Genomic DNA, 20,207 nt, shown 5'->3' with positions numbered 1-20,207 from the left:
CGCGCTGGGCCGGTGCGCACGGGGCGCGAACCGGTCCTGGGCGCGGGACGGCAGCGGCCCGCGAGGTGTGTGGTTCGAGCTTAACAGCCCGGAAACACCGACGGCACTTCCGCGACCGGCGGCCACTACTGCTTGGCGGAGGTCTCCGGACCGTCCTTGTCGACGTCACCGGCCTTGGTGGCGCTGTTCTTGGCTGCGCCTACCTCAGTGGCGCCGCCGTCGGTCGCGGCCGACACGGGCGCCTTCTCCCGCTCGTCGTCGTCCTCGTCCTCGTCGTTGTCCTCGTCGTCCTTCTCGGACTCGTCGGCATCGGACTCGTCGGACTTCTCAGCGTCGGACTGCTCGGTGTCGGACTTGTCCGGGTCGGCGGGCACCAGCGCGGCCAGGTCCTCCCGCGGTCCGCGCTTGGCGGCCAGCACGAAGTACACCAGCGCGCCGATGAGCAGCAGGATCGACGTCCACACGTTGATCCGCAGGCCCGCGACCATGGTGGCCGGGTCGGTGCGCATCATCTCGATGAGACCGCGCCCCACGGTGTACCCGGCGACGTAGATGGCGAACGCGCGGCCGTGGCCCAGGCGCAGCTTGCGGTCGAGCACCACCACGAGGAGCGCGATCAGCAGGTTCCACACGAGTTCGTAGAGGAACGTCGGGTGGACCGGGCTGCCGTCGACGAGCACGTGGCTCTCGGCGATGCCGTTGAGCGGGTCCTCCTGGCCGAACTCGTTGACCCGCCGGTAGATCTCCAGGCCCCAGGGCAGGTCGGTCGGACCGCCGTAGAGCTCCTGGTTGAAGTAGTTGCCGACCCGCCCGATGGCCTGGGCGGTGATGATCCCCGGCGCGATGGCGTCGGCGAACGCGGGCAGCGGCACGCCCTTGCGGCGGCAGCCGATCCAGGCGCCGACCGCGCCGAGCGCGATGGCGCCCCAGATGCCCAGGCCGCCGTCCCAGATCCGCAGCGCGTTGAGCGGGTTCTTGCCCTCGCCGAAGTACCGGTAGTAGTCCGTGGCGACGTGGTAGAGCCGCCCGCCGACCAGGCCGAACGGCACCGCGTACACGGCGACGTCGAGCACCGTCCCCGGCTGCCCGCCGCGCGCGACGAAGCGCTTCTCACCCCAGTAGATGGCCACGATGATGCCCGCGATGATGCACAGCGCGTAGGCCCGCAGCGGAAGGGTGAAGACCCCCAGATCCAGCTCCCAGACACCGCGGTCCGGACTGGGGATGCTCGCCAGGAAGACAGTGGAGGCGCTCGTCACGAGGTTACCGTAACGGGACGGGGTGGCCTGGCCGTGAAGTGGTGCCCGTACCAGCCCGAGTGGGAAGGACGGGCACCACCGTTCACCCGATTGGCGTCGGAGCGGTGCGGACGCCGTCGGCCAGTTCGGCCGCGAGGGCGCGCACGCCGGGGACGCCCTCTTGGGCGCGGGTCACGAACGCCGAGCCCACGATCACGGCGTCGGCGAAGGAGGCCACCTCGGCCGCCTGGGCGCCGGACCGCACACCGAGGCCGACGCCGATCGGCAGCGACGTGTGCGCGCGGGTCCGCTCGACGAGGCCCGCCGCTGACGTGCCGACCTGGTCGCGGGCGCCGGTGACGCCCATGACAGCGGTGGCGTAGACGAAGCCGGACGACGCGGCGACGGTGCTGGCGATGCGCTCCTCCGACGACGACGGCGCGACCAGGAAGATCCGGTCCAGGCCGTGCGCCTCGGAGGCGGCGATCCAGTCGGCGCCCTCATCCGGGATGAGGTCGGGCGTGATGATGCCAAGGCCACCGGCGGCGGCGAGGTCGCGGGAGAACGCGTCGACGCCGTAGCGGAACACCGGGTTCCAGTAGGTCATCACGACCGCGCGACCACCGGCCGCCGACACCGCCTCGACGACGGTGAACAGGTCCCGCAGCCGGAACCCGGCCTTCAGGGCGGTCTCGGCGGCGGCCTGGATGACCGGGCCGTCCATCACCGGGTCGGAGTACGGGACGCCGACCTCGACCAGGTCGCAGCCCGCGTCGACCATGCCCTTGAACAGGTCGACCGAGCCGTCCACGGTGGGGAACCCGGCGGGCAGGTAGCCGATGAGCGCGCCCCGACCCTCACCCCGGGTCCGCGCGAACACCGAGTCCAACGCGCCCATCAGGACTCCTCGTAGAAGCCGAAGTACTTCGCGGCCGTGTCCATGTCCTTGTCGCCGCGACCGGACAGGTTGACCAGGATGTGCCCCTCGGGACCCAGTTCCTGGCCGAGCTTGAGGGCCCCCGCCAGCGCGTGCGACGACTCGATGGCCGGGATGATGCCCTCGGTGCGCGAGAGCAGCTGGAAGGCGTGCATGGCCTCGTCGTCGGTCGCGGACCGGTACTCGGCGCGAGCGGTGTCCTTGAGCCAGGCGTGCTCCGGGCCGACGCCCGGGTAGTCCAGGCCCGCGGAGATCGAGTAGGCCTCGGTGGTCTGGCCGTCCTCGTCCTGCAGCAGGTAGGACATGGCGCCGTGCAGCATGCCGGGGCTGCCGTGGCCCAGCGTCGCCCCGTGCTCACCGGTCTCGATGCCCTTGCCACCCGGCTCGATGCCGACCAGCCGGACCCCGGGGTCGTCGATGAACCCGTGGAAGATGCCGATGGCGTTGGAGCCGCCGCCGACGCAGGCGGTGACGACGTCGGGCAGCCGCCCGGTCTGCTCCAGGAACTGGGCGCGCGCCTCGATGCCGATGACCTTGTGGAAGTTGCGCACCATCACCGGGAACGGGTGCCCACCGGCGGCGGTCCCGAGCAGGTAGTGCGTGGTGTCCACATTGGTCACCCAGTCGCGCAGCGCCTCGTTGATGGCGTCCTTGAGCGTGCGCGAGCCGGACGTGACCGGGATGACCTCGGCGCCGAGCAGCTTCATCCTGGCGACGTTGAGCGCCTGCCGCTCGGTGTCGACCTCGCCCATGTAGACCACGCAGTCCAGGCCCATGAGCGCGCACGCGGTGGCGGTGGCCACGCCGTGCTGGCCGGCGCCGGTCTCGGCGATGACCCGCTCCTTGCCCATCCGCTTGGTGAGCAGCGCCTGGCCGAGCACGTTGTTGATCTTGTGCGAGCCGGTGTGGTTGAGGTCCTCGCGCTTGAGGAACACCCGCGCCCCGCCCGCGTGCTCGGCGAAGCGCGGCGCCTCGGTGAGCAGCGAGGGCCGTCCGGCGTAGTCGCGCAGCAGCCGGGTGAACTCGGCGGTGAACTCCGGGTCCAGCCTGGCCTTGTCGTACTCGGCCGACAGCTCGTCGAGCGCCCCGATCAGCGCCTCCGGCATGAACCGGCCACCGTACGGGCCGAAGTGGCCCTTTGTGTCGGGGTCGTGTTGACCAGGGGCGTGTGGATCGACTTCAGGCTTCTCGTCGGTCATCGGCCGGGCCTCGGGCACGCCGGGTGGGAGCCCGCCGTCACCAGCTGGACCAGCGCCGCCTTGGGGTCGTCGGTGGCCACCAGGCCCTCGCCGACCAGCACCGCGTCGGCACCGGCACCCGCGTAGGTCATCAGGTCGCTGGGCCCGCGCACCCCGGACTCGGCGATCTTGATCGTCTCGGCGGGCAGCCCGGGGGCCAGCCTGCCGAAGACGTCCCGATCGACCTCAAGGGTGTGCAGGTTGCGCGCGTTGATGCCGATGACCCGCGCGCCCGCCTCCAGGGCGCGGTCGGCCTCCTCCGCGGTGTGCACCTCGACCAGCGCCGTCATGCCCAGCGACTCGACCCGGTCGAGCAGCGACGCGAGCGCGTTCTGCTCCAGCGCGGCCACGATCAGCAGCACCAGGTCGGCGCCGTGCGCGCGGGCCTCGTGCACCTGGTACGGGCCGACGATGAAGTCCTTGCGCAACAACGGGATGTCGACCTTGGCGCGGACCGCGTCGAAGTCGGCGAGCGACCCGCCGAAGCGCCTGCCCTCGGTGAGCACGCTGATGACCCTGGCGCCCGCCGCGGCGTAGTCCACCGCCAGCGCCGCCGGGTCGACGATGCTGGCCAGCTCGCCCTTGGACGGGCTGCGCCGCTTGACCTCGGCGATGACGCCGACGTCGTTGCCGCGCAGCGCGGTGAGCGCGTCGCGCGGTGGCGCGGCCTTGGCCGCCAATTCCTTGATGGTGTCGAAGGGAACGGCCCCCTCGCGCTCGGCGAGGTCTTCCCGGACACCGTCGATGATCGAGTCCAGAATGCTCACTTCGCACCCCGGACCGACGTCTGACTGGTGTAGTCCCTCACAACCACTGCCCCTTCCCGCCGAATTGATGCTAACTCCGGCCCGTTCCCCACCTCGGAACCGGGTCCTCGCTCTCAGTTCGGAGTCATCTGAGCGTGGGGTCCTCCCCCTCCGACAACGCCTGCCACAGGTCGTCCTCGACCCGCGCGGTCTCCTTCACCGCCCCGGGGCTGCGGTACCGGTCCCCGAGCCTGGGTACCCGGTGGCCGCGCGCCACGAGCACGGCCCCGGCGGCGAGCACCAGCGCGCCTCCGGTCACCGCGAGGGCCCGACCAGCGAGTTCGGTGCCCTCGGTGATGCCCGCGTACACCGGGACCACGCCGAGCAGCACCACGACGACGCCCAGCAGGCGCCGCCAGACGCCGCCCAAGGCCAGCGTGCCCGCGACGGCAGCGACCGCGAGTACGGCCAACGGCACCAACGCGGGTACGACCTCACCGCCGGTGACGTCGACGGTGACCGTGACGTCGGTGCCCGGCCTACCCCGGGTGATGTGCTCCCAGGTCAGTTCGGCCGCGCCCCACAGCGCCGCCGCGGCCAGCGGCAGCAGGCCCACGACGATCCACAGTGGACGTCTGCCCGGGGTCGGCGCCGGGTCAGCCACGGGTCTCGGTCGCCGGGCGCATGGTCTCGGCGGTGGCGATGGCGGCCAGCACGGCGCCCGCCTTGTTGACGCACTCGGTGTCCTCGGCCGCCGGGTTCGAGTCGGCGACCACCCCGGCGCCCGCCTGCACGTAGGCCACCCCGTCGCGCACCAGGGCGGTGCGGATGGCGATGGCGGTGTCGGCGTCCCCGGCGAAGTCCAGGTAGCCCACGACGCCGCCGTAGAGGCCGCGCCGGGTGGGTTCCAGCTCCTCGATCAGCTCCATCGCCCGGGGCTTTGGGGCCCCGGAGAGGGTGCCCGCGGGGAAGCAGGCGGCGACGGCGTCGAACGCGGTCTTGCCCTCGGCCAGTTCCCCGGTGACGGTCGAGACGATGTGCATGACGTGGCTGTAGCGCTCGACCCGGAAGAAGTCGACGACCTGCACGGTGCCCGGTTTGCAGACCCGGCCCAGGTCGTTGCGGCCCAGGTCGACCAGCATGACGTGCTCGGCGCGCTCCTTCTCGTCGGCGAGCAGGTCCTTCTCCAGGATCTGGTCCTCCTCCGGGTCGGCCCCGCGCCACCGGGTGCCCGCGATGGGGTGCGTGGTCGCCCGACCGTCGCGCACGGTGACCAGCGCCTCCGGGCTGGAGCCGACGATGCTGAACCCGTCGAGCCGCAGCAGGTACATGTACGGGCTGGGGTTGGTGGTGCGCAGCACGCGGTAGATGTCGAGCGGGTCGGCCTCGGTGCGCACCTCGAAGCGCTGCGAGAGCACGATCTGGAACGCCTCGCCCGCGCGGATGGCGTCCTTGGCCTTGCGCACCGCGGCCTGGAACTCCTCGGGCTCGCGCCTGCGGGTGTAGGTCGGGGTCGGCCGGTCGAAGGTGGCCACGGTGGGCGCGGCGGTGGTCTGCAGGCCCAGCACCATGGCGTCGAGCCTGGCCACCGCGTCGTCGTAGGCGGCGTCGACCCGCTCCGGGGAGTCGTCCCAGTTCACCGCGTTGGCGATGAGGGTGATGGCGCCCTCGTGGTGGTCGAACGCGGCGAGGTCGGTGGCCAGCAGCATGACCAGTTCCGGCAGCTCGAGGTCGTCCTCGGCGAGCTCGGGCAGCCGCTCCAGGCGGCGCACGGCGTCGTAGCCGATGAAGCCGACCATGCCGCCGGTCAGCGGGGGCAGGCCGGGCAGCGGGTCGGTGTGCAGCAGCCGGACCGTCTCGCGCAGCGCGTCGAGCGGGTCGCCGCCCTGCGGGAGGCCGATCGGCGGGGTGCCGGTCCAGTGCGCCTCGCCGCCGGTGGCGGTCAGCGCGGCCGGGCTGCGCACGCCGATGAACGACCACCGCGACCACGACCGGCCGTTCTCGGCCGATTCCAGCAGGAACGTGCCGGAGCGGTCACCGGCCAGCTTGCGGTACACCCCGACGGGGGTCTCGGCGTCGGCCAGGACCCGCCGCACCACCGGGATGACCCGCCGGTCGGCGGCCAGGGCGTGGAACTGCTCCCTGGACGGACTCACCTCGCCCATGCCGCCGGTCCCGACGGGGGTTCGGGCGGGGACACCGATCGCGCTCACCATGGGGTCATTCTGCCGTGCGCGCGCCACCGGGTTACCCCGGGCCATATTTCAACACGTGTTGAGGGGAGTCACCGGGTAGTCCATGATGGTCGGGTGACTAGCTCCAACGGCGAACGGCGCCGCGGCAGGCGTCCGGGCGGGACCGACACCAGGACCGCCCTGCTGACCGCGGCCAGGGAGGTCTTCACCGAGCAGGGCTACGACGGCGCCACCGTGCGCGCCATCGCCCGCAAGGCCGGGGTGGACGCCGCCATGGTCAACCACTGGTTCGGCGGCAAGGAGGCCCTCTTCGCCGAGGCCGTGCTGCAACTGCCGTTCAACCCGCGCGAGCAGCTCGCCCAGGTCCTGGGCACCGGCGACCCGGTCACCCTCGGCGAGCGCATCGTCCGCACCTTCCTCACCATCTGGGACGCCCACGACGGCGGCATCTTCGCCGCCATGATCCGCAGCGTCGCCTCCCACGAGAAGGTCGCCAAGGCCCTGCGTGAGTTCTTCCACACCAACGTCTTCGGCCAACTCGCGGGCGTCGCCACCGACAACGGCGAACTCCGCTCCAACCTGGTCGCCTCCCAGATGATCGGCCTCGGCGTGGTCCGCTACGTCGCCAAGTTCGACCCGATCACCGCGACCGACGTGGAAACCGTCGTCAAGGCCGTCGGCCCGACCCTCCAGCGCTACCTGACCGGCCCACTGGCCTGACGCGGTCTCGCCGGTGATCCCGCGGCCAGTTGTCCACATCCCCCCGCGCTCATCCACAGCGGGGATTCAGTCCGCGCTCCCGCTAGCCGCCGACCACTAGGCTGGATTCGGGGGCTGCTCAGCGCGGCGCCATGATCACCCGCCCGATGATCACCCGCCCGCGAGCCGTCCCGGGGTGGGTCGGCGGGCGCCGAGCTGGTGGTGGCGGGCATCGAGGTGATCGGTGTTTCACGGCGCGACCTCGGGTCTTGGGCTGGCGGCACGCGGTGGCGGTGCTGGGGCTCGCGGGTGCAACGGTGACCTCGGGCGGCAGCGGCGTGATCATGGCCACCCGACAGAGCAGCCCCCGAATCCAGCCTAGCGTCGGGGGCCTCGGCACGGCACCGATCAAGCCGTCGCTGTGGACAAGGGTGGGGGTTGTGGACAGACCGGGTTAGTCCGCTGGGGCGAGCAAGAGGTCGGCGTCGAAGCACGTGCGGGCGCCGGTGTGGCAAGCCGGGCCGGATTGGTCGACGGTGAGCAGGACGGTGTCGCCGTCGCAGTCGAGGCGGACGTCGTGCACGGCCTGGGTGTTGCCGGAGGTGGCGCCCTTGACCCACAGTTCGCCGCGGCTGCGGGAGAAGTACGTCGCGCGGCGGGTGGTCAGCGTCAGGTGCAACGCCTCGTCGTCCATCCAGGCCACCATCAGGACCTCGCCGGTCCCGCGCTGCTGGGCCACCGCGCACACCAGTCCGTCCGCGTTGCGCTTGAGCCGCGCCGCGATCGCCGGGTCAAGACTCGTCACCGCTCACCTTCCCCATGAACACCCGCGCCGGGCGGGTCAGCACCAACACCCCGGCGTACACGTGCGCCGCGGCCAACACCCCCGAGCCGACCCGCACCCACACCAGGTCCAGGCTCAACGCGATCGCCGTGTGCGCCACCGCGGCGAGCACCACGACCGCGAGCACCGCGCCGGCGTACTTGCCGACGAACGCGCTCACCCCCGCCAGCAGCCCGAGGACGCCGAGGATCGCCGGGAACCTCAGGTTGGCCCAATCCTGCCGCACCAGGCCGAAGACGACGAACGCGACCGCCGACCCGACCAGCAGCAGGCTCGCCAACCTGATCTCCAGCGGACGCGTCACCTGACCTCGACCCCGGCGCCGCGCAGCGCGTCCTTCACCTCGCCGATCCGCAACTGTCCGAAGTGGAACACGCTGGCGGCCAGCACCGCGTCCGCCCCCTCCGCGACGGCGGGCGGGAAGTGCGCGAGGTCGCCCGCTCCCCCGCTGGCGATCAGCGGCACGTCGACGCGGGCGCGGGCCAGCCGGATCAGCTCGAGGTCGAACCCGGCCTTGGTGCCGTCAGCGTCCATGGAGTTGAGCAGGATCTCGCCGACGCCCAACTCCTGGCCCCGCGCGGCCCATTCGACGGCGTCGATACCGGTACCGCGCCTGCCGCCGTGCGTCGTGACCTCGAACCCGGACGGGGTCGGCTGCGTCCCCTCAGGCACCCGGCGGGCGTCGACCGACAGCACGACGCACTGGGCGCCGTAGCGGTGGGAGGCCTCGCGCAGGAACTCGGGCCGTGCGATGGCGGCGGTGTTGATGCCGACCTTGTCCGCACCCGCGCGCAACAACCGGTCGATGTCCTCAACGGTGCGCACCCCACCACCGACGGTCAACGGGATGAACACCTGCTCAGCGGTCCGCCGAACCACGTCCAGCGTCGTCTCCCGGTCCGAAGAGGACGCGGTGACATCCAGGAAGGTCAGCTCATCGGCCCCCTCGGCGTCATAAGCCGCCGCCAACTCAACCGGATCCCCGGCGTCGACGAGATCAGTGAAGTTGACCCCCTTGACCACCCGACCAGCGTCGACGTCAAGACAAGGAATGACCCGGACCGCTACTGCCATGCCGCCCAGCCTACGGCCTGCGACCCCCACCCTCCGCGTCTGCCTCGCCCGCCCCGAAGCCTGCGGATCGCGGGGTTCAGGTGCTGTGGTGTCAGTCAGGAGCCGTGGCGCCAGCGGGTGAAGGTGGCGGCGAGGGTGGCGGCTTCCTCGAGCATGGCCTTGGCGGTGACGCGGACCTCCTCGAGTTGCAGGTCGCGGTCGACCAGGGCGGCGGCGCGGCCGTCGGGGCTGCGCCAGCGGCTGTGGGTGCGGCGTTCGAGGGCGACGGCCTTGCGGAGTTGGGTGACGGGGCGGTGGTTGGCGCGGACGAGGTCGCGGCGGATGGGGATGAGCAGGACGAGGAAGCGGTGGGCGGTGGTGCCGACGTCCAGTTTGGCCATCTCCAGGGCCTCGGTGGTCGGCGCGGCGAACTCGGCGGTCATGTCGAAGGCGGCGACGACCTGGTCGAGGGCGTCGGCGGCGGTCCCGCCCGCGTCGAGGTCGGCGATGGCCGCGTCCCAGGTCTCGATGCCCGCGCGCAGCCGGGCGTGGAAGGTGTCCGGCGCGGGGTGGCCGCGCAGCGAGGTCCAGTCCAGCTCCTGGGTCAGAGCGGATAAGTCGGCGGGCATCGGACCTCCGGGTCGGGTGAGGGTGATCACGCTAGGCCGGAGCGGGCGCCGGGTGAAGACCTTGACGGCGTAACCGGGCGCGCGCAGAATTAAACGCATGACGAATTCGGCGGTCACCGGGACCGGGCTGCGGGTGGTGCGCGGCGGCCGGGACGTGCTGCGCGGCGTCGGGTTCGCGATCCCGCGCGGCTCGGTCACCGGCCTGCTCGGCCCCAGCGGCTGCGGCAAGACCACCCTGATGCGCGCGGTCGTCGGCGTGCAGACCATCGCCGACGGCACCGTGGAGGTGCTGGGCAGGCCCGCCGGGCACCCCGATCTGCGGTCCCGCGTCGGCTACGCGACCCAGAACCCGGCCGTCTACGCGGACCTGACCGTCGGCGAGTGCCTGCGCTACTTCGCCGCCGTGCTCGGTGCCCCGGCGCGCGACGTAGACCGGGTGCTGGCCGAGGTCGACCTGGCGGGCCAGGCCAAGCAGCTCGTCGGCAGCCTCTCCGGTGGTCAGCGCGGCCGCGCGAGCCTGGCCGTGGCGCTGCTGGGCTCCCCCGAACTGCTCGTGCTCGACGAGCCGACCGTCGGGCTGGACCCGGTGCTGCGCGAAGACCTGTGGGCCCTGTTCCACCGCCTCGCCGCGACCGGCGTCGCCCTGGTCGTCTCCAGCCACGTCATGGACGAGGCCGCGCGCTGCGACCGCCTGCTGTTCATGCGCGACGGTCTGGTGCTCGCCGACGACACCCCCGACGGCCTGCGCGCCAAGACCGGCCAGGACGACCTCGAGCAGGCGTTCCTGCGGTTGGCGAGGGCGGCGTGAAGGCGACGATCACCGCGAGGCGGGTCCTGACCCAGCTGCGGCACGACCCGCGCACCGTGGTGATGCTGCTGCTGGTGCCGACCCTGCTGATGACGTTGCTGCGCTTCGTGTTCAACGACGAGCACGCCTTCAGCCGCACCGCACCCGCCCTGCTCGGCGTGTTCCCGTTCGTCATCATGTTCCTGGTCGCGTCGGTGACCACGTTGCGCGAGCGCACGACCGCCACCCTCGAACGCCTGATGACGATGCCGATGGGCAAGCTCGACCTGATCCTCGGGTACGCCATCGCCTTCGGGGCCATCGCGGTGGCGCAGGTCGGCGTGGCGACGACGGTGAGCGTGCTGTGGTTGGGCCTCGACGTCGTCGGTTCCGTGTGGACACTGCTGCTGATCGCGGTACTGGACGCGGTGCTGGGTATGGCGTTGGGCCTGTTCGTGAGCGCGTTCGCCACCAGCGAGTTCCAGGCGATCCAGTTCATGCCGTTGTTCGTACTGCCGCAGTTCCTGTTGTGCGGCCTGCTCCAGCCCCGCGAGCGGATGGGCTGGTTGCTGAACTGGCTCTCCGACGTGATGCCGCTGTCGTACGCGGTGGACGCGCTGACCCGGGTCACCAGGTCCGCCGACGTCGACTCGGCGCTGGTGCTGGACCTGGTGGTCGTCGCCGGGTGCGTGGTCGCCGCGCTCGCGCTCGGGGCTGGCACGCTGCGCCGCCGGACGGCCTGAACGGGAACCGCCTAGGCCGATCAGCGGCTTCCGGTGTGTCCGGTTCGGCGCTTACCGTTGTCCTCTCGGGGAAAGCGGGGTGCCATGAGGTTCTGGGCCACACTGTGCGTGGTGGTGCTGTGCGTGCTCACCGCGCCGACCGCGTCCGCCGCCGCGGGACAGATCCTGGTCGGCGGGGACCGGGTCACCATCGGCGCGAGACTGTGCGTGATCGGCTTCAACGCCAAGACACCCGGCGGCGCCCGCAAGATCATCACGACCGGGGCGTGCACTGGTGCCAGCGCGCCGGTCACGGTGGTCGACGCGTCCGCCGACTCGACGTCCACTCCGTTGGTACGCACCGGTCCCAGCTCGACGGTCGTCGTGCGCGGCGCGACGGAGGCCGCCGTCGGCACGCCGGTCTGCCGCTACGGCCAGACGACCGGGTGGCGCTGCGGCGTGGTCCAGGCCAAGAACCAGACGGTCAACTACCCCACCGGCTCCGTCAGCGGTCTCACCAGGACGTCGATCTGCCTGGAGCCGGGCGATCCCGGTGGCCCGGTCATGGCGGGCAACCAGGCCCAAGGCGTCCTGATCGGCGGCTCCGGCAACTGCTCATCCGGCGGCACGAGCTACTTCGTGCCCGTCCGCCAGACGCTGAACACCCATGGTCTGGTCCTCTACACCGGGTGATCCCCTACGATCCGTCCCCAGTGGAAACACGGTTCGGGGGCGTTGATGCGTGGTGTAGGTCGGTTAGCGGTGATCGGTGTCGCGGTGCTGGCGGTGGCGGGGTGCACGCAGGTGGTCTCACCACCGCTGAACCGCGCCAAACCGGTGCCGAACTACAAGCAGGCGCCGGTGGACGTCAAGAAGGTCCTGGGTGACCTGAGCACCTTGGACCCGTGCTCGCTGTTCGAGCCGTCCGACTTCGGCGGCGGCAAGGTCATCAAGTCGGGTTCGTGGGACGAGTGCCCGGTCTCGTTGCCCGCGGCGAGCGGGTCGCAGATCATCTCGATCGGGTCGGTTACCCGGCTCGACGCGGTCGAGGGCTCGGTCGCCAACCCCGAGGAGGAGAACGGCTTCTCGACCTCGATCTACACCAGCCCGATGGCGCCGTGCGGTCGGCTGCTGCACCTCGGTGACGGCACGGCGTTGTCGGTGCACGTGATGGTGTCCGGCGAGGGACACGCGGCCGAGGTGTGCCCGCAGATCGGCGAGGGTTTCGAGAAGATGTTGCAGCGCTTGAAGAAGAATCCGAAGTCCGTCAAGCACTACACGTTCCCGCCCGGCTCGACGGCGACTATGGACCCGTGCCAGGTCGCTCCCGCCGCGGCGCTCGCGGCGTTCCCGTCGCGCAAAGACTGGCCCGCCAAGCACACTTGCGAGTGGAGCGACCCCGCGGGCAACACCGTGCGCTTGACGTTCGGCCGCACAGACCCGACGTGGAACACCTACCTCCCGGTCGTCACCGTCGCGGGCAGGCCCAGCCTGAAACTGGAGGCCCCCAACTCACGCGACGCGATCTGCGTACTGATGACCAACGGCCCCAAAGCCCCACTGTCCGACGGCCAGGTCGAGCAGGCCTCCCTTGCCTTGACCCTCAAGGGAAACCCCGACATGGCAGCGGCCTGCGCCCAGGTCACACAGCTCGCCGAGCAGATCTGGCCGGTGGTGCCACCCGCGGCGTGACCGGGCGGCACCACCGGCCAGGACCTAGGCGACCGGGCCGGAGACGGACTTGACCTTCTGCGTGCCGTCGGCCGTGGCCAGGGACTTGGCGTGGCGCGCGGTCGAGGTGGGGCTGAGCCGGTCGGCCAGGTAGTACCAGTCCATCTGGACGCGCTGCGGGTTCACGTCGACGACGGAGTACCCGTGCGAGTCCAGCTCGACGTAGCGCACGTGCAGGTTGCCGATGTGCAGCGCGGACTCGGCGGCGACCGAGAGCGTGCGCGGCGCGACCTTGAGCAGGTCGTCGATGTTGTCGCTGGTGACCGAGGTGGTGACGAACTCGGTGGCCACGGAGTTGCCGTTGTACCAGTAGCTCGACCGGTCGATCGGCACCTCGGCGCCCCAGGAGGAGTGGATGTCGCCGGTGAGGAACACGGTGTTCTTGACCCGGTTGTCGCGCAGGTGCCCGAGCAGTTCCTGGCGGTCGGCGGTGTAGCCGTCCCACGCGTCGGCGTTGGCCGCGACACTGCCGATGGGCAGGCCGAGCAGGGACCCGAGGGACTCCAGGAACCTCGACTCGACGTTGCCCAGCGAGATCGGGGTGATCATCACCGAGTTGCCGACCAGTTTCCACTTGGCGTCGGTGCCCGACAGGCCGCTCTTGAGCCAGGCCATCTGCGGGTCGCCGGTGATGGTGCGGTTCGGGTCGCCCGGGTCGCCGGAGGACGGGGTGGTCTGCTTGGAGCGGTAGCTGCGCAGGTCCAAGAGGGACAGTTCGGCGAGGCGGCCCCAGCGGAACCGGCGGTAGATCTCGCCGCCCGCGCCCTGGCGCACCGGCATCCACTCGAAGTAGGCCTGCTGGGCGGCGGCCTTGCGCGCGGTCCAGTCGCCCTCGCCGGGCTGGTGGTTCTCCGCGCCGCCGGACCAGGTGTCGTTGGCGTACTCGTGGTCGTCCCAGGTGATGAACCACGGCTGGGCCGCGTGCAGCGCCTGCAGGTCCGGGTCGGTCTTGTACTGGGCGTGGCGGCGGCGGTAGTCCGAGAGGGTCAGCATCTCGTTGGCCGGGACATGCGGGCGGATGGTCACGCCGCGCGCGCCGTAGCCACCTGCCTGGTACTCGTAGAGGTAGTCGCCGACGTGCAGGACGCCGTCGAGGTCGGTGCGGGCGGCGAGGTGGCGGTACGCGGCGAAGTAGCCCGCCTGCCAGTTGGAGCAGGAGACCAGGCCCAGTCGCAGCTTGCTGACGTCGGCGTTGGTCGCGGGCGCGGTGCGGGTGCGGCCGGTGCTGGAGCGGACGCCGTCGAGCGTGAAGCGGAAGTAGTAGGCGGTGGCGGGGGCGAGACCGGCGGCGGCGACCTTGACGGTGTGGTCGCGGTCGGGGCCGGTGGTGGTGGCGCCGGAGGAGACGACGGCGGTGAACCCGGCGTCGGTGGCCACCTCCCAGCGGACCTCGACGGTCGGCCCGGCGCCGGAACCGGGGGTGGACTCGGGGGTGGGCGTGACGCGGGTCCAGAGCAGGACACCGTCGGGCAACGGGTCACCGGAGGCGACGCCGTGCGCGAACTGCGGGGCGGCAGCGGCGGCGGCGGTCCCGGCGAGCGCGGTGGGGACGAGGGCGGCGGGGACGAGCAGCGCGCCACCGGCGACGGCCGAGGACTTGAGGAACACGCGGCGGGTGGGCTCAGTGGTGGGAGTCACGCCTGACAGTGATACACCCGCAAGGCAAGTGTCACACCTACCGTCGGGGTGAACATCGTCGGAACTCGCCCTTGACTCCGCGCCGCCGGTCCCACATTCTTAACTCGTTGGTTTCAGAACAAATTGGTTATGAAGGCGGATCGGGGATGGTCGACCAGCTCAGCGCGGTCTTCGCCGCCCTCGCCGACCCGACCCGCCGGGCGATCCTGGCGCGGTTGCGCGACGGTGAGGCGACGGTGGCCGAACTGGCCGAGCCGTTCGCGATGTCGCAGCCCGCGGTGTCCAAGCACCTCAAGGTGCTGGAGCAGGCGGGCCTGATCACCCGGACCAGGCGGGCCACCGCCCGGTTGAGCCACCTGCGGGCCGAGCCGCTGCGCACGGCCCGCGACTGGCTGGGCGACTACCGCGCGTACTGGCAGGAGAGCCACGACCGCCTCGACGACCTGCTGACCGAACTACAGGAGAAGGACACATGAGCGAGACCGTGATCACCGCCGAGCCCGGCAGCCCCTACGTCGAGATCACCCGGGAGTTCAGCGCCCCCGCGGACCTGGTGTTCCGCGCGTTCACCGACCCGGACCTGGTCGCGCGGTGGCTCGGCCCGCGCAGGCTGACCATGAAGGTCGACCACTGGGACCTGCGCCACGGCGGCGGCTACCGCTACACCCACATCGACCCCGAGGGCGGCGAGTACCACTTCCGCGGCACCTTCCACGGCGCGCCCTCGGTCACCGACGGCATCGTCCAGACCTTCGAGTTCGAGGGCGCCCCCGGCCACGTCGCCCTGGAGCGCGTCGGGTTCACCGAGGTCGACGGCAAGACCACCGTCCACTCCATCAGCGTCGGCTTCTCCGTCGAGGCCCGCGACGAGTTCATCGCCAGCGGCATGGAACACGGCATCCGCGACTCCTACGACCGGCTCGGCGAACTGCTGGCCAAGCTGGGCTAGGGCTAACCTGGCCGAATGGACGCGTGGACCTCGCTGGGCGACGGCAAGTACCTGCTGGTGACCACGTACAAGCGGGACGGCACCCCCGTCCCCACCCCCGTCTGGATCACCCGCGACGGCACAGACCTGGTCTTCTGGACCGTCCGCGACTCCGGCAAGGTCAAACGCATCCGCAACAACCCCCGCGTCGAAGTCGCACCCTGCGACCTGCGCGGCAACCCCCGAGGCGGGTCGACAGCAGCCAGGGCCCGGCTGCTGGACGACCCAACCTCCGAACACGTCCGCCGCCTCATCCAACGCAAATACGGCCTCATCGGCCGGCTAACCGTAGGCGGCAGCCGCCTCCGCAGAGGCACCAAGGGCACCATCGGCATCGCCATCACCCAGGACGAGCCCACCACCTGACCCACCCCCTCCCGGGAGTCAGCCCCACCGCCCCGCCTCGGCCCCACCAGCCCGAGTTATCCACAGACCCCTTGCCGCACAACCATTCCCGTCAGCCACTCCCGGTAGGCTGTATATCGGGGCTGCTCAGGCTGGTTCGATCTTGAGCCGAAACCGCTCCCCGAGCTGATCTAGTAACGCCGGGGGAAATCCGGGTGGTCGGCGAACGGTGCCGCGAGATCGCGGATCTCCGCACAAGGCCACCGACTCCCGTCCGCCCGACACGCTCCCCGAGGTCCCGGCGCGTGGCGCTTCAGCACTCGGCGCTTGGCGGCGACTTCACGGAGCACCCGCGCCGGATCGTGCCGGGCCACGTGCTCGGCGAACCGGGGAACGAACCCGGGCAGGTCCGTGACGCAGAAGTCGACCGTGTGCCCGTGCGCCGCCCACTCCCCGTCGCAGCCGCACGCCGTGGCCAGGTCCGCGTCCTCCGCCAGCCGCGCCGACAGGAACGCCACCCAGTCGTCCACCTCAGCCGACCGCGATCAGCGCTTCCGGCAGCGTGAAGTTCCCGTTGTACAAGGCCTTCCCGATGATCGCACCCTCCACACCGGACACCTGGGAGAGCGCGACCAGATCGGCCACACTGGACACCCCACCGGACGCCACCACCGGCGCCGACGTCTCCCCGCACACCGAGCGCAGCAGCTCCACGTTCGGGCCCTGCAGCGTCCCGTCCTTGCTCACGTCCGTCACCACGTACCGCGCGCAGCCGTCCCGGTCGAGGCGGGCGAGAACCTCCCAGAGGTCGCCCCCGTCCTTGGTCCACCCACGGGTCGCCACCCGGTGCTGCCCGTCGGTGATCCGGACGTCCAGCCCCACCGCGATCCGCTCCCCGTGAGCAGCGATCGCCGCCGCGCACCACTGCGGGTCCTCCAGCACAGCCGTGCCCAGGTTCACCCGCGCGCACCCCGTCGCCAGCGCGGCCGCGAGGGAAGCGTCGTCGCGGATGCCGCCCGACAGCTCGACCTTCACGTCCAGCGTCCCGACGACCTCGGCGATCAGCGCCCGGTTGTCACCCCGGCCGAACGCGGCGTCGAGGTCGACCAGGTGCACCCACTCCGCGCCGCCCTCCTGCCAGGCGAGGGCGGCCTGCAGCGGGGACCCGTACTCGGTTTCCGTGCCTGCCTCCCCCTGGGTCAGGCGGACGGCTTGTCCGGAGGCAACGTCGACGGCGGGCAGCAACTGGAAGCTCACCCGGACAGCCTAACCGGTGACCGCGCCGAGCCAGTTCTCCAGCAGCTGCGCGCCCGCGTCGCCCGACTTCTCCGGGTGGAACTGGGTCGCCGACAGCGCCCCGTTCTCCGCTGCCGCAACGAAGTCGTCGCCGTGCGTGGCCCACGTGACCAGCGGTGCGGGCATCGGCGGCTCGGGGTTGAGCTCCCACGTGCGGGCGGCGTAGGAGTGTACGAAGTAGAACCGCGTGTCCGGCGCCAGACCCGCGAAGAGCGCTGACTTCTCCGGCGCGCGCACCGTGTTCCACCCCATGTGCGGCACGACATCGGCCTCGAGCCGGTCGATCACCCCCGGCCACTCACCGCAGCCCTCGGACTCCACACCGTGCTCGATGCCCCGCGCGAACAGGATCTGCATGCCGACGCAGATGCCGAGCACGGGCCGTCCCCCCGCGAGCCGACGCCCGATGATCCGCTCGCCGCGAACCTCCAGCAGCCCCCGCATGCACGCCGCGAACGCCCCGACGCCGGGGACCACCAGCGCGTCGGCGTTGACCGCGGTGTGGAAGTCGGCGGTCACCTCGACCTCGGCGCCCACCCGGCGCAACGCGCGCTCGACCGATCGGAGGTTCCCGGACCCGTAGTCCAACACGACGACTGATGCCACGCAGGTCAGCGTAGTGGGCGGCCGTCGTGACAAAACCGTGACACCCGTCGGCGGTTGGCGGGCGCGGGAAGCGGGTAACCCCCGGAGCGACAGGTGGGTTTCTGGGGATGGAGGCGCCCATGGGAAGCACGAGACGCGTCCGCTGGTCGTTAGCCGCGGTTCTGACCACGGCCGCCGGTATCGACGTCTACCTTTCCTTGTCCGAGGGCGTCTGGTGGCCCCTCGCACTCGCGGTGGTGTGGATCGGCATCGCCGCCGCCCTACTGCTCCCCGCGACGGAGCCAGTCGAGATCCCCACCCCGCGCACCGCCCGCGAAGCCTTGGCCCTCGAGGGGTGGACCATGTCGAGCCCCACCGGCCTGGCTACCCGCTGAGCCAGCCGACCTAGTCGTCCACCCCTACGGCAACCTGGCCTCTACCTTCTCTGCCGCCGCCATCGCAGGCTCGCAGAGGGCTTCCGAGTCTCCCCTGCCCAGCGTCCGGACATCCACCCTCGAGGTGGCCGTCACCTCGAGGGACACGACGCATCCCACGCCAGTGACGACTGGGGCCTTGACCCCCTTATGACCACCGACTTGTACTTGCGTCGGTTTCCCACCCGCGACCAGGTCCCCAACCGCGAGGGCTTTCTCGTACGTCACGCCAATCAAGTAGCCTTCAGAAGCGATCGGCTTCTCCACCCGCCACATGCAGGACTCCGAGTTCTTGTCTTCCTCAAACACCCCCGCACCCGCACCAAGGACCCTGAGATCCGCCGCCGACAGCAGCGAGCACGGCTTGATCGACTGCGCAGCCTCGGCCGAGGTCGGGGCGGTGTCTCGGGTGGTGGTGACCCGTGGATCTCCTGCCACTCCGGTCGGAGATCCAGCAGTCTGAGACGTGCACCCAGCGACCAAGGCGAAGCCCAACACAAGACCCAGCAACGAACGCCTCACTGAATGCCTCACCTTTCGCCAAGTCGGTCAGCGGCCTTCTCATCTGACTCTCGGTAGCTCGCCATCGCCTGCAGGATGGCTTGTTCACCTGCTAGCAGGGACTCCTCGAGCTGGAGCACCTGCGTGACGAACCCGACATCACCGCACGAGACCTCCAGCATGAAGGGCTTCATCACCTCGGCGTTGGTCGAACTCCCCAGCATGGGGCGTTGGATCAGACGGTCGAAGCGGAACCGCTCACTGTCGATCCACGCCAGCATCTCACGGATGGCGTTCAGCAGGGCTTGGCCTCCGTGGTCGTTCACCGCGAAGCCGCCGCTTGCGGCCAGGGCCACGAACTCACCCATGGCGGCCCCGATCGGACCGCTCAACCCACCGTTGTCAGGCGGAGTCTCGTCGCTCACGGGGCCGACCGTAGTGGGGTTGCCCTGGGTGCAATGGGGGATCGTGGGGAGATACTCCGAACGTGGTGGTGGGTCATGCAAATGGGGTGTGGGTGGGGTAGGAGTCGTGCTGTACTTCCGTGGCATGGAAGACAAGACGATCATTCGCCTCTCGAAGAGGCTTTCGAAGGTGTTGCGGCACGATCCTGGGAGTGTCGGGGTTCGGTTGGACTCGGCTGGGTGGGTGTCGGTTGAGGAGTTGTTGGCGGCGCTCGCGGTGCATGGGACGAGGATGTCTCGGGCGATGTTGGAGCGGGTGGTGGCGGAGAACAACAAGTCCCGGTTTGCGTTTGATGTGAGTGGGACGCGGATTCGGGCGAGTCAGGGGCACACGGTGGCTGTTGAGCTCGAGTTGCCGGAGGCGACGCCGCCCGCGGTGCTCTACCACGGGACTGTGGCGGCCGCGTTGGACGGGATTCGGGCCCAGGGTCTGCTGCCGATGAAACGCCACCACGTGCACCTGTCCGCGACGACCGAGACGGCGACGAATGTCGGTGCGCGGCGGGGGAAGCCGGTCGTGTTGACGGTCGACGCGGCGGCGATGGGGCGGGATGGGCACGTGTTCCTGGTCAGCGCGAACGGGGTTTGGCTGACAGCGCACGTACCGGTCCGGTACCTCGACCTACCTGGAGCTGCCGGGTAGGGTCGATGGGGTGTCCACACTGCCCGACTCTCTGACCATCGGCGAGGTCGCCGACCGCAGCGGCGTCCCGCACACGGCACTGCGCTTCTACGAGGAACGCGGCCTGATCTTCTCCGAGCGCACGACCGGCAACCAGCGCCGCTACCCCCGGGCGGTGCTGCGCAGGCTCGCGTTCATCCGCACCGCCCAGCGCGTCGGGTTGAGCCTGGAGGAGATCCACGCCGCCCTGGACACGTTGCCCGAGCGCCGCACCCCCACCAAACTCGACTGGTCCCGGCTGTCCAAGGCGTGGCGCACCGAGCTCGACGCCCGCATCGACGCCCTGCAACGGCTGCGCGACAACCTGACCTCGTGCGTCGGCTGCGGCTGCCTGTCCCTCAAGTCCTGCCACCTGGTCAACACCGGCGACCGCCTCGCCGCGTTCGGCCCCGGCGCCCCCCGCCTCAAGGCTGCCAGCGAGGGCGGGATCGACTAGCGCCAACTGGCAACAACCG

The 20,207-nt window shown here is 70.8% G+C and carries 27 protein-coding genes; 11 read left to right on the top strand and 16 right to left on the bottom strand.

Annotation, left to right across the window (positions count from 1 at the left end; translation table 11 throughout):
- Positions 1 to 125 precede the first annotated feature (125 nt).
- The 6 genes from lgt to LV79_RS20900 form a co-directional block, all read right to left on the bottom strand.
- On the bottom strand, positions 126 to 1,259 hold the full coding sequence (lgt, locus tag LV79_RS20925) for a prolipoprotein diacylglyceryl transferase (protein ID WP_253839537.1): 1,134 nt from the start codon (positions 1,257 to 1,259) through the stop codon (positions 126 to 128).
- Positions 1,260 to 1,341: 82 nt separating this feature from the next.
- Positions 1,342 to 2,136, bottom strand: a complete 795-nt coding sequence (trpA, locus tag LV79_RS20920; protein WP_253839526.1) for a tryptophan synthase subunit alpha — start codon at positions 2,134 to 2,136, stop codon at positions 1,342 to 1,344.
- A complete protein-coding gene (gene trpB, locus LV79_RS20915; RefSeq protein WP_372495381.1) occupies positions 2,136 to 3,392 on the bottom strand; it encodes a tryptophan synthase subunit beta in 1,257 nt (418 codons plus the stop codon). The genes trpA and trpB overlap by 1 nt, the downstream gene beginning before the upstream one ends.
- A complete protein-coding gene (gene trpC, locus LV79_RS20910) occupies positions 3,371 to 4,180 on the bottom strand; it encodes an indole-3-glycerol phosphate synthase TrpC (protein WP_253839513.1) in 810 nt (269 codons plus the stop codon). Before trpC ends, trpB begins: the two co-directional genes overlap by 22 nt.
- 124 nt (positions 4,181 to 4,304) lie before the next feature.
- A complete protein-coding gene (locus tag LV79_RS20905; RefSeq protein WP_253839505.1) occupies positions 4,305 to 4,823 on the bottom strand; it encodes a Trp biosynthesis-associated membrane protein in 519 nt (172 codons plus the stop codon).
- Entirely contained in the window at positions 4,816 to 6,375 is a 1,560-nt protein-coding gene (locus tag LV79_RS20900) for an anthranilate synthase component I (RefSeq protein WP_253839503.1), read from the bottom strand. Before LV79_RS20900 ends, LV79_RS20905 begins: the two co-directional genes overlap by 8 nt.
- A 93-nt stretch (positions 6,376 to 6,468) precedes the next feature.
- Here LV79_RS20900 and LV79_RS20895 point away from each other — a divergent pair, with 93 nt between their 5' ends.
- Complete coding sequence (locus tag LV79_RS20895) at positions 6,469 to 7,074, top strand: TetR/AcrR family transcriptional regulator (RefSeq protein WP_253839501.1); 606 nt, start codon at positions 6,469 to 6,471, stop codon at positions 7,072 to 7,074.
- 433 nt (positions 7,075 to 7,507) lie between these two features.
- Here the strand turns inward: LV79_RS20895 and hisI are convergent, their stop codons facing one another.
- From hisI to LV79_RS20875, 4 genes are all read right to left on the bottom strand, one after another.
- Positions 7,508 to 7,858: a phosphoribosyl-AMP cyclohydrolase gene (hisI, locus tag LV79_RS20890; RefSeq protein ID WP_253839499.1), complete on the bottom strand. Its 351-nt coding sequence runs from the start codon at positions 7,856 to 7,858 to the stop codon at positions 7,508 to 7,510.
- Positions 7,845 to 8,201 (bottom strand): hypothetical protein, encoded by a 357-nt coding sequence (locus LV79_RS20885; protein WP_253839493.1) that lies wholly within the window; start codon positions 8,199 to 8,201, stop codon positions 7,845 to 7,847. The genes hisI and LV79_RS20885 overlap by 14 nt, the downstream gene beginning before the upstream one ends.
- Positions 8,198 to 8,971, bottom strand: coding sequence for an imidazole glycerol phosphate synthase subunit HisF (gene hisF, locus LV79_RS20880; RefSeq protein ID WP_253839491.1), 774 nt, complete (start codon positions 8,969 to 8,971; stop codon positions 8,198 to 8,200). The genes LV79_RS20885 and hisF overlap by 4 nt, the downstream gene beginning before the upstream one ends.
- A 95-nt stretch (positions 8,972 to 9,066) precedes the next feature.
- On the bottom strand, positions 9,067 to 9,696 hold the full coding sequence (locus LV79_RS20875) for a hypothetical protein (protein WP_253839475.1): 630 nt from the start codon (positions 9,694 to 9,696) through the stop codon (positions 9,067 to 9,069).
- Between LV79_RS20875 and LV79_RS20870 the strand changes: the two genes are divergently transcribed.
- The 4 genes from LV79_RS20870 to LV79_RS20855 all read left to right on the top strand — a co-directional run bounded on the left by LV79_RS20870 (position 9,677) and on the right by LV79_RS20855 (position 12,780).
- Entirely contained in the window at positions 9,677 to 10,387 is a 711-nt protein-coding gene (locus LV79_RS20870) for an ABC transporter ATP-binding protein (RefSeq protein WP_253839457.1), read from the top strand. The two genes, LV79_RS20875 and LV79_RS20870, sit on opposite strands and share 20 nt — an antisense overlap.
- Complete coding sequence (locus LV79_RS20865) at positions 10,384 to 11,109, top strand: ABC transporter permease (RefSeq protein ID WP_253839455.1); 726 nt, start codon at positions 10,384 to 10,386, stop codon at positions 11,107 to 11,109. Before LV79_RS20870 ends, LV79_RS20865 begins: the two co-directional genes overlap by 4 nt.
- Positions 11,110 to 11,193: 84 nt before the next feature.
- On the top strand, positions 11,194 to 11,781 hold the full coding sequence (locus LV79_RS20860; protein ID WP_253839447.1) for a S1 family peptidase: 588 nt from the start codon (positions 11,194 to 11,196) through the stop codon (positions 11,779 to 11,781).
- A gap of 69 nt (positions 11,782 to 11,850) precedes the next feature.
- Entirely contained in the window at positions 11,851 to 12,780 is a 930-nt protein-coding gene (locus LV79_RS20855; RefSeq protein ID WP_253839445.1) for a hypothetical protein, read from the top strand.
- Positions 12,781 to 12,804: 24 nt separating this feature from the next.
- On the opposite strand, the gene LV79_RS20850 is transcribed toward LV79_RS20855, so the two are convergent.
- The gene (locus LV79_RS20850; RefSeq protein WP_253839443.1) at positions 12,805 to 14,457 is read right to left on the bottom strand and encodes an alkaline phosphatase D family protein; all 1,653 of its coding nucleotides are present in this window, start codon (positions 14,455 to 14,457) and stop codon (positions 12,805 to 12,807) included.
- A gap of 146 nt (positions 14,458 to 14,603) precedes the next feature.
- On the opposite strand from LV79_RS20850, the gene LV79_RS20845 reads away from it, so the two are divergent.
- The 3 genes from LV79_RS20845 to LV79_RS20835 are packed head-to-tail and all read left to right on the top strand — an operon-like array spanning position 14,604 to position 15,811.
- Entirely contained in the window at positions 14,604 to 14,933 is a 330-nt protein-coding gene (locus tag LV79_RS20845; protein WP_253839441.1) for an ArsR/SmtB family transcription factor, read from the top strand.
- On the top strand, positions 14,930 to 15,406 hold the full coding sequence (locus LV79_RS20840) for an SRPBCC family protein (RefSeq protein ID WP_253839430.1): 477 nt from the start codon (positions 14,930 to 14,932) through the stop codon (positions 15,404 to 15,406). Before LV79_RS20845 ends, LV79_RS20840 begins: the two co-directional genes overlap by 4 nt.
- A gap of 15 nt (positions 15,407 to 15,421) precedes the next feature.
- Entirely contained in the window at positions 15,422 to 15,811 is a 390-nt protein-coding gene (locus LV79_RS20835) for a PPOX class F420-dependent oxidoreductase (protein WP_253839428.1), read from the top strand.
- Positions 15,812 to 15,981: 170 nt separating this feature from the next.
- Here the strand turns inward: LV79_RS20835 and LV79_RS20830 are convergent, their stop codons facing one another.
- Genes LV79_RS20830 through hisH form a run of 3 tightly spaced genes read right to left on the bottom strand, consistent with a single transcriptional unit; the run spans position 15,982 to position 17,692 of the window.
- Positions 15,982 to 16,320: a DUF6221 family protein gene (locus LV79_RS20830; protein WP_253839426.1), complete on the bottom strand. Its 339-nt coding sequence runs from the start codon at positions 16,318 to 16,320 to the stop codon at positions 15,982 to 15,984.
- A 1-nt stretch (position 16,321) separates the two neighbouring features.
- A complete protein-coding gene (priA, locus tag LV79_RS20825) occupies positions 16,322 to 17,047 on the bottom strand; it encodes a bifunctional 1-(5-phosphoribosyl)-5-((5-phosphoribosylamino)methylideneamino)imidazole-4-carboxamide isomerase/phosphoribosylanthranilate isomerase PriA (RefSeq protein WP_253839423.1) in 726 nt (241 codons plus the stop codon).
- A 9-nt stretch (positions 17,048 to 17,056) separates the two neighbouring features.
- Positions 17,057 to 17,692 (bottom strand): imidazole glycerol phosphate synthase subunit HisH, encoded by a 636-nt coding sequence (gene hisH, locus LV79_RS20820; RefSeq protein WP_253839407.1) that lies wholly within the window; start codon positions 17,690 to 17,692, stop codon positions 17,057 to 17,059.
- Positions 17,693 to 17,811: 119 nt separating this feature from the next.
- On the opposite strand from hisH, the gene LV79_RS20815 reads away from it, so the two are divergent.
- On the top strand, positions 17,812 to 18,066 hold the full coding sequence (locus LV79_RS20815) for a hypothetical protein (RefSeq protein WP_253839393.1): 255 nt from the start codon (positions 17,812 to 17,814) through the stop codon (positions 18,064 to 18,066).
- 24 nt (positions 18,067 to 18,090) lie between these two features.
- Here LV79_RS20815 and LV79_RS20810 read toward each other — a convergent pair whose 3' ends face one another.
- Both LV79_RS20810 and LV79_RS20805 read right to left on the bottom strand, forming a co-directional pair.
- A complete protein-coding gene (locus LV79_RS20810) occupies positions 18,091 to 18,627 on the bottom strand; it encodes a DUF3558 family protein (protein ID WP_253839391.1) in 537 nt (178 codons plus the stop codon).
- Positions 18,628 to 18,635: 8 nt separating this feature from the next.
- Positions 18,636 to 19,031, bottom strand: coding sequence for a hypothetical protein (locus LV79_RS20805; RefSeq protein WP_253839389.1), 396 nt, complete (start codon positions 19,029 to 19,031; stop codon positions 18,636 to 18,638).
- Between the two features lie 124 nt (positions 19,032 to 19,155).
- Here LV79_RS20805 and LV79_RS20800 point away from each other — a divergent pair, with 124 nt between their 5' ends.
- Positions 19,156 to 19,713 (top strand): RNA 2'-phosphotransferase, encoded by a 558-nt coding sequence (locus LV79_RS20800; protein WP_253840377.1) that lies wholly within the window; start codon positions 19,156 to 19,158, stop codon positions 19,711 to 19,713.
- Between the two features lie 10 nt (positions 19,714 to 19,723).
- Entirely contained in the window at positions 19,724 to 20,188 is a 465-nt protein-coding gene (soxR, locus tag LV79_RS20795; protein WP_253839386.1) for a redox-sensitive transcriptional activator SoxR, read from the top strand.
- The last annotated feature ends 19 nt before the right edge of the window (positions 20,189 to 20,207 follow it).

Source organism: Actinokineospora globicatena (assembly GCF_024171945.1).
GTDB classification, from domain to species: Bacteria; Actinomycetota; Actinomycetes; order Mycobacteriales; family Pseudonocardiaceae; genus Actinokineospora; species Actinokineospora globicatena.
This window is presented reverse-complemented; position numbering and strand designations above follow the sequence as displayed.

Excerpts from the sequence above, each read along its gene's own strand:
- trpA (WP_253839526.1), bottom strand. The coding sequence starts at position 2,136 with ATGGGCGCGTTGGACTCGGTGTTCGCGCGGACCCGGGGTGAGGGTCGG.
- LV79_RS20900 (WP_253839503.1), bottom strand. The coding sequence starts at position 6,375 with ATGGTGAGCGCGATCGGTGTCCCCGCCCGAACCCCCGTCGGGACCGGC.
- hisF (WP_253839491.1), bottom strand. The coding sequence starts at position 8,971 with ATGGCAGTAGCGGTCCGGGTCATTCCTTGTCTTGACGTCGACGCTGGT.
- LV79_RS20870 (WP_253839457.1), top strand. The coding sequence starts at position 9,677 with ATGACGAATTCGGCGGTCACCGGGACCGGGCTGCGGGTGGTGCGCGGC.
- LV79_RS20860 (WP_253839447.1), top strand. The coding sequence starts at position 11,194 with ATGAGGTTCTGGGCCACACTGTGCGTGGTGGTGCTGTGCGTGCTCACC.
- LV79_RS20845 (WP_253839441.1), top strand. The coding sequence starts at position 14,604 with ATGGTCGACCAGCTCAGCGCGGTCTTCGCCGCCCTCGCCGACCCGACC.
- LV79_RS20840 (WP_253839430.1), top strand. The coding sequence starts at position 14,930 with ATGAGCGAGACCGTGATCACCGCCGAGCCCGGCAGCCCCTACGTCGAG.
- LV79_RS20835 (WP_253839428.1), top strand. The coding sequence starts at position 15,422 with ATGGACGCGTGGACCTCGCTGGGCGACGGCAAGTACCTGCTGGTGACC.
- LV79_RS20815 (WP_253839393.1), top strand. The coding sequence starts at position 17,812 with ATGGGAAGCACGAGACGCGTCCGCTGGTCGTTAGCCGCGGTTCTGACC.
- LV79_RS20800 (WP_253840377.1), top strand. The coding sequence starts at position 19,156 with ATGGAAGACAAGACGATCATTCGCCTCTCGAAGAGGCTTTCGAAGGTG.